Source organism: Motilimonas sp. E26 (assembly GCF_021278025.1).
Lineage (GTDB): Bacteria > Pseudomonadota > Gammaproteobacteria > Enterobacterales > CBDFNC01 > Motilimonas.
Genome location: NZ_JAIBHJ010000004.1, coordinates 230258 through 244037 on the forward strand (window position 1 = coordinate 230258; position 13780 = coordinate 244037).

12 protein-coding genes are annotated in these 13780 nt (G+C 44.6%); 5 read left to right on the forward strand and 7 right to left on the reverse strand.

Annotated elements, in window-relative coordinates; genetic code table 11:
- The first annotated feature begins 8 nt into the window (after positions 1-8).
- Positions 9-218 (forward strand): DUF1107 family protein, encoded by a 210-nt coding sequence (locus tag K1M91_RS05425; protein WP_232800533.1) that lies wholly within the window; start codon positions 9-11, stop codon positions 216-218.
- A 14-nt stretch (positions 219-232) separates the two neighbouring features.
- Here K1M91_RS05425 and smrB read toward each other — a convergent pair whose 3' ends face one another.
- On the reverse strand, positions 233-778 hold the full coding sequence (gene smrB, locus K1M91_RS05430) for an endonuclease SmrB (protein ID WP_232800534.1): 546 nt from the start codon (positions 776-778) through the stop codon (positions 233-235).
- Between the two features lie 68 nt (positions 779-846).
- Between smrB and prmB the strand changes: the two genes are divergently transcribed.
- The 4 genes from prmB to K1M91_RS05450 all read left to right on the forward strand — a co-directional run bounded on the left by prmB (position 847) and on the right by K1M91_RS05450 (position 6591).
- Positions 847-1770, forward strand: a complete 924-nt coding sequence (prmB, locus tag K1M91_RS05435) for a 50S ribosomal protein L3 N(5)-glutamine methyltransferase (RefSeq protein ID WP_282561091.1) — start codon at positions 847-849, stop codon at positions 1768-1770.
- Positions 1771-1788: 18 nt separating this feature from the next.
- Positions 1789-2874: a chorismate synthase gene (gene aroC / locus K1M91_RS05440; RefSeq protein WP_232800535.1), complete on the forward strand. Its 1086-nt coding sequence runs from the start codon at positions 1789-1791 to the stop codon at positions 2872-2874.
- Positions 2875-3036: 162 nt separating this feature from the next.
- Positions 3037-6087 carry an FAD-binding and (Fe-S)-binding domain-containing protein gene (locus K1M91_RS05445; RefSeq protein ID WP_232800536.1) on the forward strand — a complete coding sequence of 1017 codons (3051 nt, stop codon included), beginning with the start codon at positions 3037-3039 and terminating at the stop codon, positions 6085-6087.
- Between the two features lie 72 nt (positions 6088-6159).
- The gene (locus tag K1M91_RS05450) at positions 6160-6591 is read left to right on the forward strand and encodes a hotdog fold thioesterase (RefSeq protein ID WP_232800537.1); all 432 of its coding nucleotides are present in this window, start codon (positions 6160-6162) and stop codon (positions 6589-6591) included.
- A 26-nt stretch (positions 6592-6617) separates the two neighbouring features.
- Here K1M91_RS05450 and K1M91_RS05455 read toward each other — a convergent pair whose 3' ends face one another.
- The 6 genes from K1M91_RS05455 to K1M91_RS05480 form a co-directional block, all read right to left on the reverse strand.
- Positions 6618-7094: a hypothetical protein gene (locus K1M91_RS05455; protein ID WP_232800538.1), complete on the reverse strand. Its 477-nt coding sequence runs from the start codon at positions 7092-7094 to the stop codon at positions 6618-6620.
- Positions 7095-7350: 256 nt separating this feature from the next.
- The gene (locus K1M91_RS05460; RefSeq protein WP_232800539.1) at positions 7351-8112 is read right to left on the reverse strand and encodes a hypothetical protein; all 762 of its coding nucleotides are present in this window, start codon (positions 8110-8112) and stop codon (positions 7351-7353) included.
- A 165-nt stretch (positions 8113-8277) separates the two neighbouring features.
- Complete coding sequence (locus tag K1M91_RS05465; protein ID WP_232800540.1) at positions 8278-9906, reverse strand: methyl-accepting chemotaxis protein; 1629 nt, start codon at positions 9904-9906, stop codon at positions 8278-8280.
- Positions 9907-10098: 192 nt separating this feature from the next.
- Positions 10099-11043 (reverse strand): ABC transporter permease, encoded by a 945-nt coding sequence (locus tag K1M91_RS05470; protein ID WP_232800541.1) that lies wholly within the window; start codon positions 11041-11043, stop codon positions 10099-10101.
- A 3-nt stretch (positions 11044-11046) separates the two neighbouring features.
- A complete protein-coding gene (locus tag K1M91_RS05475; protein ID WP_232800542.1) occupies positions 11047-12021 on the reverse strand; it encodes an ABC transporter permease in 975 nt (324 codons plus the stop codon).
- A 108-nt stretch (positions 12022-12129) separates the two neighbouring features.
- Positions 12130-13686 carry an ABC transporter substrate-binding protein gene (locus tag K1M91_RS05480; RefSeq protein ID WP_232800543.1) on the reverse strand — a complete coding sequence of 519 codons (1557 nt, stop codon included), beginning with the start codon at positions 13684-13686 and terminating at the stop codon, positions 12130-12132.
- Positions 13687-13780 lie beyond the last annotated feature (94 nt).

Below are 13780 nucleotides of genomic sequence, written 5' to 3' on the forward strand. Positions count from 1 at the left end.
AGCAGGTAATGAAAGAGTTTAAAGTGTATAACCCAGTGAAAATTGCAAAATACGTGAAAAGCTACTTTAAAGGCCAAATTTTTATTCAAGGCGTGGGGCGGTTTGAATTTAACCAAGCGAAGTTACTCTTTACAGAGCAGGCGCCATTACATTATAAAAAAACCGCTTCAGAGGTTAACAAGCATATTAAAGCGCTGCGTTTAGCTACCGCTGCATAAGCGTTTATTTGGTTTTAACGGCGCGCGTACATTTCTTCTATTTCAATCAGTACTAACAGTGCGCCATTGCCGCCAAACTCTAATGGTGCTTGGTGGAATGCCACCACATCAGGGTGTTGTGCCAACCAAAGCGGCGTTTTTCGCTTCAGAACATGAGTGCCAATACCATGCATCACACAGCAAGTTTGATAGTGGCGTTTTTTACACTCTCGAATTAAGGCGGCTAACTCAGCTTTGGCTTGCTGTTGAGTGAGGCCATGTAAGTCTAAAAAAATCTCCGGCGCGTAATCACCGCGGCGCAATTTTTTCAGTTCATATTTATCTGCACTGGGACGGATATAACGTGTTGGGCCTTGCTCTTCGAGGTGGGGTTCGTACAAATCAGAAAAATAATCCTTCTCTAACTCATCACGTACTCGGTCATGTTTTATTTCTTGGCGCTGAATTTTTTCCTTGATCCTAGGTTTATCCGGTTTTATGGTATCCTGCTTTATCTTACGGGCACCGGATACAGCATCTTTAAACAGAGAAAAGTCGTCTAGATCTTCTTTGTTTGTCATCTCTGGGCCCCTGATAATTCAATTGAATGAGTGTAAAACCGGCAATACTAACCGAGTTGGAGTGAAATTTGGACAAGAATTTGCAAGCCGAAGCTGTTGCAGAACTGCAAACCATCGGCGACATGATCCGCTGGAGCGCTTCGCAATTTAGTGCGAATGGCTTATTTTATGGCCATGGCAGTGATAACGCCTGGGATGAAGCGGTGCAATTAATTTTGCCAAGTTTACATTTGCCTCTTAATATTGGCCCCGATGTGAGCCAAGCTAAACTGACAAAAAGTGAGCGTGAAGCGCTGGTGGCTTTAGTGGTAAAGCGTATTGTTAAACGCATTCCAACCGCCTATCTGATTAACCGCGCTTGGTTTGCAGGGCTAGAATTTTACGTTGATGAACGGGTATTAGTGCCGCGTTCACCGTTCGCTGAGTTAATTTTACAAGGTTTTACCCCTTGGGTGTCAGAGCAGCCTACGCGAGTATTAGATTTATGTACCGGTAGTGCGTGCATTGCGATCGCTTGTGCTCATGCTTTTCCTGAGGCCGAAGTGGATGCGGTAGATATTTCCATTGACGCCCTTGATGTGGCGCAAATCAATATTTGCGATCACGGTTTAGAGCAACAAGTTTTCCCGATGCAGTCAGATTTATTTGATGAGTTGAAAGGCCACAAGTACGACTTGATCGTATCTAATCCACCTTATGTGGACCAAGAAGACATGGACAGTTTACCCGATGAGTTTCACCATGAGCCTGAACTAGGCTTAGCGGCAGGCTTTGACGGATTAGATTTAGTGCGCCGTATGCTGGCGCAAGCAGCAGATATGCTAACTGAAAATGGCGTATTATTTGTAGAAGTCGGGAATTCACAAATCCACCTCGAACAAGCATACCCAGATGTGCCGTTTACTTGGCTTGAATTTGAGCAAGGTGGCCACGGGGTGTTTATGTTGACACAAGCACAATTAAAGCAGCATCAACAGGTGTTTTCCGTTTAATTTTTAGGAAGTAAAGGCATGGCAGGGAACAGTTTCGGACAGTTATTTAGAATTTCTACTTTTGGTGAAAGCCATGGTGTGGCTTTGGGTTGTGTCGTTGATGGCGTACCACCGGGATTAGCAATCTCAGAAGCCGATTTACAGGCAGATTTAGACCGACGTAAGCCGGGTACATCGCGTTACACCACGCAGCGCCGTGAGCCAGACCAAGTGCGCATTTTATCGGGTGTATTTGAAGGTAAAACCACGGGTTGTAGCATAGGTTTACTGATTGAAAATACCGACCAACGTTCGCAAGATTACTCGGCTATTTCAGGACTATTTCGTCCCGGTCACGCTGATTACACTTACCATCAGAAATTTGGTCATCGCGATTATCGCGGCGGCGGTCGTTCCAGTGCGCGTGAAACCGCAATGCGGGTGGCGGCTGGCTCAATCGCGAAAAAATACCTATTTGAAAAGCATGGCATTACCGTGCGTGCCTATATGAGCCAAATGGCTGATATTAAAGCCGAGACCATTGATTGGGACCAAATTGAGCAAAACCCGTTCTTTTTCCCTGATGCCAGTAAGTTAGAGCAGCTTGACCAATACATGCGCGACTTGAAAAAAGAGGGTGATTCAATTGGCGCTAAGATCACTGTGGTTGCGCAAAAAGTGCCTGTAGGATTAGGTGAACCGGTATTTGATCGCCTTGATGCCGACTTGGCCCATGCGCTAATGAGCATCAATGCCGTGAAGGGTGTTGAAATTGGTGATGGCTTTGACGTGGTCAATCAAAAAGGCACCCAGCACCGCGATGAATTGACCCCAGAAGGTTTCACATCAAATCACTCTGGTGGTGTGTTAGGCGGCATTTCAACGGGTCAGGACATTGTTGCGCACATTGCCCTTAAGCCGACGTCCAGTATCACTATTCCGGGTAAAACCATTACGGTGGATGGTGAGCCGACGGAAATGATTACCAAGGGACGTCACGATCCTTGTGTAGGCATTCGCGCTGTGCCGATTGCTGAAGCCATGATGGCCATTACCTTAATGGATCATTACCTGCGCCACCGTGCACAAAATAACGATGTAGTGACGCAAACCCCTAAAATATAGGGTTATAGCTTTACTAGTTGAAACGAAATGCTGCTTTTTAACGAAAGCAGCATTTTTTGTTTTTAAGCAATTTAAAACTGTGAGATAGACAGGATTTTTAAGCGTATTTTGGTATAATCGGCTCACTATTATTATGCGTGTATTACAGGGACCTGTGAGCAAATGATCCCCATTTTAAGTCATCAAGAAAACATTGATTCAAACGCCTTATCTTTTTTAGATGCATTAGCCGCAACAGCTTTTGCTGGTGATATTGAAAAGTCTTATGCCAGTCGTTTAGCGGTTGCCACCGATAACTCTGTGTATCAAAGTTTGCCACAGGCCGTGGTATTGCCAAAGCACCAGCAAGATCTGGTTATTTTAACGCAATTGGCCAGTCAGCCTGAATATCAGCAAGTACGTTTTTCACCTCGTGGCGGTGGCACCGGCACCAATGGCCAATCACTGACTCAAGACATTGTGGTGGACTTATCTCGTCACATGAACAAGGTGTTAGAAGTCAATGTGGCTGAGGGTTGGGTACGTGTTCAGTCGGGAGTGATTAAAGATCAGCTCAACGACGCATTGCGCCCACATGGCTTCTTTTTCTCGCCAGACTTATCAACCAGTAATCGCGCCACTATTGGCGGTATGATCAATACCGATGCGTCGGGTCAAGGCTCGCTGAAATACGGTAAAACCAGTGATCATGTATTGGCGCTTACCTCGGTATTAGTCGATGGCACGGTATTAGATTCAGCCCCTGTGAGTAACGAGCAAGCCAAGCAATTGGCTGAGCTGCAGGGCAGCGTGGGTAAAATATACCGCCAAGTGCTCAGTACTTGTGAAACCATGCAGCAAGAAATTGAACAACGTTTTCCTAAGCTAAACCGCTTTTTAACCGGTTACGACTTAAAGCACGTTTATGACGCTGAAACGGGCGCGGTGGATTTAAGCCGAATTTTATGTGGCTCTGAAGGATCATTGGCTTTTATTACCGAAGCCAAACTGAATATTACGCCCATCCCTGAATATCGTGCTCTTATCAATGTAAAGTACAACAGCTTTGAGTCAGCATTGCGTAACGCGCCATTTTTGGTCAAAGCCAACGCCTTGAGCGTTGAAACCGTTGACTCCAAGGTATTGAATTTAGCCAAGCAAGACATTGTTTGGCACAGCGTATCTGATTTGATTCAAGACGTGCCTGACAAAGAAATGGACGGCTTGAACATGGTGGAGTACGCCGAGCATGATAAAGATAAGCAAGCTGAAAAAATCGCTGCTCTTTGCCAATTACTCGATAGCAAAATAGCGAATGAGGAAGATGGTATTATTGGTTACCAAGTATGCGATGATTTAGCGGGTTTAAATCGTATTTATGGTATGCGTAAAAAAGCAGTAGGTTTATTAGGCGCTGCTAAAGGCCGTGCTAAGCCGGTTGCGTTTGCCGAAGACACTTGTGTGCCACCAGAAAACCTTGCAGATTTTATTATGGAGTTTCGCGCCCTACTTGACGGCAAAGGCTTAAACTACGGCATGTTCGGCCATGTTGATGCTGGTGTATTGCATGTGCGTCCTGCGTTGGATATGTGTGATCCGCTACAAGAAGTATTAATGCGCGATGTTTCCGATAAAGTGGTGGCGCTGACTGCGAAATACAAAGGCTTAATGTGGGGCGAACACGGTAAGGGGTTTCGCTCGGAATACGGTCCGGCGTTCTTTGGTAATACCTTATTCAATGAGCTGCGTAAGATTAAGTCGGCCTTTGATCCCGATAACCGCGTTAACCCCGGTAAAATTTGTACCCCTTATGAGTCGGATGAGACGCTGGTTAGCGTAGATGCCGTTAAACGCGGTTTTTACGATCGCCAAATTCCAGTGCAAGTACGTGATAGCTTTACTGAAGCAGTAGACTGTAACGGTAACGGTCTTTGTTTTAACTACGATGCCTCATCACCTATGTGTCCATCGAGTAAAATTACGCAAGACCGTCGTCATTCGCCAAAAGGCCGTGCTGGTTTAATGCGCGAATGGTTACGTCAGCTAGTGAATAACAATGTGGATATTATCCAACTTGAGAAAGAGTTACTTGCGGGCAAAAACGATGTCAGTTTGGTGAAGCGTTTTGCAAACACTTGGTCAAAAAAGCGCGGTCAATACGATTTCTCTGGCGAAGTGATGGAAGCGATGGAAGGCTGCTTGGCCTGTAAAGCCTGCTCGAGCCAATGTCCGATTAAAGTGGATGTGCCAACGTTTAGATCGCGTTTTATGTTTTTATATTACAGTCGCTATCAACGCTCATTAAAAGACTATTTGGTGGGCTACTCGGAGCTTTACACGCCTTTGATGGCTAAAGCGCCGGGCTTGTTTAATGTGTTCTTAAAGCAAGATTGGGTACAAAACATAGCCACTAAGACCACGGGAATGGTGGACATTCCGGTATTAAGTCAGCCGACACTCGCCCGTTCGCTATCTGGCCATAGTGCCATGGCATTTAATATGGACAAGTTAGCGGCGTTGTCGACGGCAGAGCGCGATAAAACGGTGTTGATTGTACAAGACCCGTTTACCAGTTATTACGATGCTGATGTAGTGCGTGACTTGGTATTATTGGCCGAAAAGCTGGGCTTTAATCCGGTGATTTTACCGTTTAAACCTAATGGCAAGCCACAACATATAAAAGGTTTCTTACGCGACTTTGCCAAAACGGCAAAAACAGCCGCAGAATTCTTAAATCAAATAGCACAACTTAACATCCCTATGATAGGCACCGACCCTGCATTGGTGCTCTGTTATCGCGATGAATACAACAAAGCCTTAGGTGATGAACGCGGTAACTTCAAGGTAGAGTTATTCCAAGAATGGTTAACGCCTAGATTAGGTGATATCAAACCGATGACGAAAAATAAGATGTCATACTACTTATTTGGTCATTGTACTGAAAAGACCAACTTACCTAATTCAACCAGTGATTGGCAAAAGGTTTTCAAAGCATTTGGCGCAGAACTAAAAGAAGTCAGTGTTGGTTGTTGTGGCATGGCGGGCACTTATGGTCATGATGCTAAGCAGTACGAGAATTCAAAGGGCATTTATAGCTTAAGTTGGCAGCAAGAGTTGGCGAAACACGAGCATAGCCAATGTTTGGCAACGGGCTATTCATGCCGCAGTCAAGTTAAACGATTTGAAGGTGAGAAGTTGAAGCACCCAGTGCAAGCGCTATTGTCTTTGATTTAATTTTTTCTTGAAAATAGTCAATTGAGGCGGCAGTAAAACTGGGTTTTACTGCCGTTTTTGCAGGAGTGTTATATGGCTAAAATTTGGCAAAAACCGACTGATTTAGCAAGGCTAAATGCATTAAGTGAGCATACCCTAGTATCGCATTTGCAGATCCAATATACCGAGTTGGGGGATGACTACCTCGTCGCAACCATGCCTGTTACCAGCTTTACTCACCAACCTTTTGGCTTATTACATGGCGGGGCATCGGTGGTGTTGGCCGAAACTCTTGGCAGCGTTGCTGGGAATTTAGCTGCGCCAACCGGTAGAGTGTGCGTCGGTCAAGAAATTAATGCTAACCATTTACGCAGTGTGCGTTCAGGCTTTGTAGTTGGCCAAGCGACTGCGGTTTATATTGGTGGCCGCAGTCAGGTTTGGAATATCAATATCAGTGATGACAAATCAAGGCTAATTTGTTGCTCTCGACTTACCTTGGCTGTTCTCGCGGAGCCGAAAGCGTAATATTTAGCTTTTTATTTTGCTATCGCTCAATGTTGCATAGCGGCATATTCACGTTTGAGATCTTGTCGCCAAATGTCACCGAGAATGCGAGCATGCATACTTTTTGGTGAAAAACGGTAGTAGGCCAATAAACACTCGTAAACTTGTTTGAACGCTTCATCAAAGCCATTACGTTCAATGCTGCGAGAGCAAGTAGTGGCTTTTTCATTTTTAGGATTGACGATAAAACCTATACGCCAACCATTTTTGTGATCGGGTGCTTTTACTTTAATGTGTTTAAAGTGGCCGTCTTCGTAGAAATGTTTAATAAAACTTTCTTGATGAAGCTCTCCTTGCTCATCACGCCATTGCTCATCGAGCTTTTTGGCTTCATGCTTTTTAAGGGCTATTTCTTCTCGGCTCAAGCCATCAATGTTAATAAAGCGCTGCTTTTGCACCTTATTTACTTTACGACGGACGTGGATGTAACTTCTGCCTTCTAATTCTCTAAGAACAATGGACATAGGACTCTTTATCTTTACGAAATAGGGTTACCAAAAATTTAACGCGCTTTTAATGGGTAACGTGTTGGTCCAGCGAAAGCTTAATATCGACAAACACAGGAGTAGCGCTGGTGTTTGAGTTATATTTTGTGTCTGTAATGGCATATTTTCAAGTTAGGCTCAGCCAATATCGACATAAGTTAGAAATAATTGATGCAGCATGTTGATAATATCGATTTATATAACTTATAAAAATATAAACAAGCCATTATAGAGCTTAGCGCCAGTCCAACCAGTAGCGATAATCCATCATTTTTTGCTGATCTAGCGTTCTTTTAAAGTGGTAGCTAGGTTGGTTAAGGCATTGAGGACCAATAAATTCTGGCTCAGACCAGCCAACATACCCCCCCATGTAATCACGTTGATAGCCCCAACTGCCACAGGCCAATAAGCTATCATATTGTTGATCGCGCTGACAGACAACGCAGGTTTCAAACATTACCTTAATGGGCTCGCCTTCTTTACCATAATGATCTGAAGCATAAGGGGTATCATAGATCGCCACGGTTGAAGCGCGCATCGGCCTTGTTGGCCAAGGCTTATCGTTAAGATCGTCTGGGCTGGCATGAGTACCGTAGCCATGCTCTAACGGAGAGTGATCATAAAAAGGCTCTTCAAACTGAGGAGGGACATCAATTTGTATCTCTTGCTCATCATCTGATAACTGCAAGTTTGAGCGACGAATTTGCAGCAAACGATAACGATCGCAGCGAGCGATATTTTGTTGCTTTAGTCCACCAGTTTGATTACTTAAAAAGTGGATTTCAATGCCGACTCCGGTGGCATTGTCATAAGGCGTATAGGAGGCCCGTTCACGGCCATTATGATACCACTCCTTGGAAAACACTAAGATACCAAGAGGCTGACCTTGAAAGCTGATAGGGCAGGATTTACCTACAAGTAGGTCCTCTGACCAAGCGCTAGAAAGGTCTAAGCAAAGCATGATGAGCACAAAACAGAAACGACGAAACAATCTCATTCATTGAGTTCCTATTAAGGAATGCCAAGTTACGAGTATAGTCGTGACTGAGAATTTAGAACGAAGAGCAGCAAGTATTTGGTGCACTAGCTGCGTGTTGTAGCACTATCTAAAGATAGACGCCAAAGTCTGATGACCTTGACGCCTTGTTAATGATGGCAGGCATTAAGATAGGCTGAATCGACTTAACATTTTGTCCAGTTCAAGGACATTTTCGGCTAGTTGACGGCTTTGCTGGGCACTGCGTGCAGAAAGCTGAACACTGTTACTGGCTCCATCACTGACATGGGTAATATCGCTAGCAATTTCTCTGGTTACTGCGGTTTGTTGTTCTGTTGCGGTAGCAATAGACATGATCATGGCTTCCACTTGAGTGGCTTTGCTAACGATTTCTTCTAACGCGCGGCGAGAACTTTCACTGATAGTCGCGCCTTGTTGTACCAGCTCACAGCTTTCTTGAGAGTTTTTCACTGCGGCTTTGGTTTCACTTTGAATGGCGTTTATAATCTCAGCGACTTCCTTGGTGGCGTTACTGGTGCGCTCGGCTAAATGTCGTACTTCGTCTGCCACCACAGAAAAACCCCGGCCAAGTTCGCCTGCTCGGGCGGCTTCAATGGCGGCATTTAGGGCTAAGAGATTAGTTTGATCGGCAATATCGGTAATTACTTTGATGACAGAGCCTATCTCATCACTGCGTTGGCCTAATTTTACGATACCGTCAGACATGTTCTCAATACGGCTTGCAGTCGTGTGAGCACTATTGACCATTTCATCCATCACTTTGCTTCCAGCAAGCGCTTGATCACCAGCGGCCTTAGCTTCTTGGCTAGCCACTGCGCTTTGTTGGGCTACTTCTTCAACGGTGACACTCATTTCTTCGGCTGCCGTGGCAATTAAATCGGCTTTATTAGCTTGTTCTTCACTAGCGGATTGAACTTGTAAGCTGCTTTGCTCTAATTCATCGCTAGCGGTTTTTACTTGGCTTGAAACACCGCTAATCGCAGTAATCAGTTCACGTAGCGAGAGTTGCATTTGACATACGGAGTTGTTTAAAGCGCTGATTTCATCTTTTTTATTACTGGTTTTCAAAGGGGTGGCTAAATTGCCTTGGGCGATATCGTCAGCGGCTTGGACTAAGGTTTCTAAACGCGTAGTAATAGAGCGAGAGAGTATGAAGGCAATAGTTAATCCGAGTAATACCGCAATCGTGGTAATGATGATTTGGCCGGTTTGCATATCACCTAATGTACCCACTTGCACAGCCATGCCTGAATTGACGTCTTTTACTTCCTCTTCTGCCATGGTTTTAAGTAAGGCTTGTAATACTTCATACAGCTCATTTTCTATTTTATTTAACGTGGTGTAAGCCGCTACTAATTGTTCAGGGGAAGCTTGATTCGGTTGATAAGTAGCAAAGATTTCTTGCTCAAGGGCTTGTTCGTAATCCTTAATGATTTCACCCATGTTAGCCATTTTAGTTCGGTTAGCTTCGGTATCTGACTCCAGTTGAGAAAGTTGTTCAAACAAAGGGTCAAACTCATTTCGTAACGACGTGTAGACAGCGGCTTCTTCTGCCTCACCACTTAAGTATTCAAATGCCGTAAGCTCCATTTGACTAAGCAAATTGAGCATGCGTAAGCCAATCATTGCTCCTGGCACATCATCGGTGGCGATATTATCAGCAATCTTAGTTGCATGGTCGACCTTATTCCATGCGATAACACTCATGCCCACCATCATTAATAAGATGGCGCCAAAGGCAAGATAAAGCGATTGTGAGACTTTTAGATTCATAGTGTTCCCCGATACTCGATATATATAACTAACAATATAGGCAATAATTTATGTTGTATCGGGTGTTTGTTAAATTACTAAAGGCAAATTGTGTAATATCTGGCGAAAGTTTGATTTGGCAGGCAAAAAAACTAACAGGGTAGGTGTTTTTAGATAAATAAGAGCAGCCATTAGCTGGCTGCTCGCTTCACCTTAGTCTTTATAAACTTTAGGGTTGAAGAAGTCTCTTAGCCAATCACCAAGTAAATTGATGACTAAGATCAAGCTAACTAAGACGATACCCGGGAATACTGTTATCCACCATGAGCCTGAGAAAATATACTCAAAGCCGATGCTGATCAACGAGCCTAAAGACGGCTGTGTCACTGGCATGCCTAAACCGAGAAACGATAATGCCGCTTCACTCATAATAGCGTTAGCAATTTGTACCGTTGAAATAACCAAAATGGGCGATAAACAGTTTGGCAAAATATGGCGAAACATGATTCGCGGTGCTTTAAGTCCCATGATCAAAGACGCTTCGACATATTCTTTTTTCTTTTCTGCGAGTACCGAGGCGCGAATAGTTCGGGCATATTGCGGCCATTCGGCAATGCCGATAATTAATACCAACATTAAAATGGCATATTGGCTGTACATTTCCGAGCCCATGGCACCTTGAAATATCGCCGATACGATAATCGCGACCATCATGGTGGAAAAGGACAGTTGCACATCCGCAATGCGCATCAATAGGCTATCAATCTTGCCGCCAAAGTAACCAGCAGACAGGCCTATAACAATACCTAAGAAGAGTTGTAAACCAACTGCTAAAATACCTATGGTAAGAGAAACGCGCATCCCATACATAATGGTGCTGAGAATATCGCGGCCTTGGTTATCTGTGCCGAGGAAGAATCGCTCATCACCTTCATCGCTAAATAACACCGGCGGTAGCTCTGAGTCCATGATATCGATGCTTTCAAGAGCATAGGGATCATGAGGGGCGATCCAAGGAGAAGTCAGTGCCACAATCACACAGGTTAAAAATACGGCGAAACTGAGCATCGCGACTTTGTCGCGTAAAAAGTAATACACAAAATCAGATTGTTTGATTTTTTGCCAGCGGCTTAGGCTAGCGGTGACAGCAGTTGTCATAATTTATCCCTTAGCCGTTAAGTTAACCGTTGGGTTGATCAAGCCGTAAAGCAAATCAACAATGGTATTGGTGATAACAAAAATAAGCCCGACCACAATCACGTAAGCGGTGATCACTGGGGTATCGGTGCGTTGAATCGAGTCTAAAAACAAGAACCCTGTGCCCGGCCATTGGAATACTTTTTCCGTTAAAATGGTATAGGCCACCATAGTACCAATTTGTACGCCGCCCACGGTGAGTAGGGGTAATAGGGTATTTTTTAGCGCATGCACATACCAAACACGGCGCTGCGGCAAGCCTTTAGCGTAGGCAAATTTGACGTATTCTGAGCTTAATTGCTCAATCATTTCACTGCGCACTAAGCGAATAAACAATGGCAGCATAATAGAAGCCAAAGCAAAGGCCGGTAAAATAAGATGGGATAAACCGTCTAAGGTAAAAAAGCCAGACTCCCAACCGAGCCAATTAGCCGTTTCTCCGCGACCATAAGCGGGTAACCAGCCTAGCTCAATAGAAAATACATACATCAGTAAAATTGCGGTCAAAAACACTGGGATGGAAATACCGATACTCGAAACGGCCATAATTAACTTACTAAACCAGTTTTTTGGATTAATCGCGCAATATATGCCAAGGGGAATGGAGAGGCAGATAATAATTAAGGTAGCGGCAAACACCAGCTCCAACGTGGCCACTAACCGGTCTAATATGACCTCTAGGGCTGGGCGGTTAAAGGTATAAGAGGTACCAAAATCGCCTTGTACCGCGTTAATCAAAAAACGTTTGTATTGCACCGCAAACGGGTCGTTCAAGCCCATTTCGGTGCGCATTGCTTGGCGCTCGGCTTCTGAAACAGATTGCCCGGTCAGCTCTCGTAATGGATCGCCTAGGTTATCTTTGACAGCAAAGGCCACTAGACTGATGACGAGCATCACTATGGTCGCTTGCACTAACCTTTTCAGTAAAAAGGTAAACATATTACTTCCTAACAGCTTTAAAGAAGGAAAAGAGAAAAGAGGAGGCAGTGCCCCCTCTTGAGTTTTAATGTCGGCACGAGTGAAAAATATACTCAGCGCACAGCTGGCTTATTCTGCGACCACAAGGTCACCTAAGTAAGGAAACTCCATCACGTTAATTACCGGCTTCATATCGAGCTTTTTGTTCGCGCCCCATGATAAGTTTTGCCAATGTAAGGGTACAAACGCAGCGTCGTTATACAAGGTGGTTTCAACTTGCTTAAGCATGGCAGCACGTTTTTCGGTGTCGGTTTCTACGTTGGCATCGTTCACCAGTTTGTCAACAGCTGGGTTTGAGTAGTAACCACAGTTGTATTGACCCATGCCGGTTTTTTCATCGCGGGTCATGGTTAAAAACTCGGTGAAGTTAGCGCTGTCTTCGGTATCTGCGTGCCAGCCTATCATTAGCATGTCAGCGGCACATTTATCAAACTCTGGCCAATATTGCGCTTTTGGCATGGTCTTCAAGTCAACCTTAATACCGATTTTTGCTAGCATAGACGCCGCCGCTTGAGCAATTTTGGCATCGTTGATGTAACGATCACTTGGCGCGATCATTGAGAGTTTAAAGCCTTTCTCATAGCCTGCTTCTTTCATTAGTGCTTTAGCGCGTTTTAAGTCGTAGCGTACTTCAAGTTCAGGTACATGCCCTAAGTAGCCGGCAGGACTTTGCTGTGATGCGACAGTCGCAAAGTCTTTCATGATTTTTTTCGCGATGCCTTTATTGTTAATGGCATGGACGATAGCCTGGCGTACTCGCACATCTTGCAACGCAGGGTTACTTTTTTGGTTCATCTGAAACGTGATGATACGGGTACCTGGTAGGGTAACCAGCTCAAGGTTTTTAGCATCTTTGACGCGCTGGTGATCGTTTGGCGCCACCGGTGAAATCATGTCGACATCACTCGATAGCAGGGCTGCTACGCGAGTCGCATCTTCTTTAATCGCCACTAATGTTAGCTTGTCTACGTTGCCTGGTGATTGCTTATCCCAATAGCCGTCAAAGCGCTCAAACTCCCACTTGATGCCTTGCTCTCGGCTTTTTACCACAAATGGTCCGGTGCCAGATAAATGGCCAGAGGCGAAAGTGTTACCAAATTTTATTACCGCGGCTTTGTCTTTATTGTTTTCGTCAACGCCGGTATAAAATTTTGAATCCATGGCAAAAATATAAGTCGCCATCGGAAGCAGTAGCGGGTAGGGCTTAGTGGTGACTAAGTCGATGGTGTAGTCATCGACAATTTTCGCTGAACCAAATACTTCAAATAGGCCTTTGTAGTCGGTACTGCTTTTAAGGCGGTCTAAGGTCCACGCAATATCTTTGGCGGTGAAGTCGTTACCAGAGTGAAATTTAACGCCTTTGCGCAGATGGAAGCGCATGGTTAATGGGTCAATACGCTCCCATTTTTCGGCTAAGCGAGATTCAAATTGCAGATCTTGAGTCCAACGTACCAGAGGGTCAAAACTCATGTGCGAGAATTGCATCATGCCCCCAGATAGTTGTTCATGAATATCCATTGAGATAGGGTCTGATGCGTAAGCAATGGTGATGTCTGCAGCTTGTGCATTTAAAGCGAAACCGGCCGCAAGCAGGGCTCCTGCAATTTTTGTCAATCCGTATTTCATTTATACGCTCCAATGTTGTTGTTTTGCATTTAAATTTAGGTTTATTGTTGTTCTATCGCTATGTTGCGACTTGGTTGTGCTACTTAATGGTCTA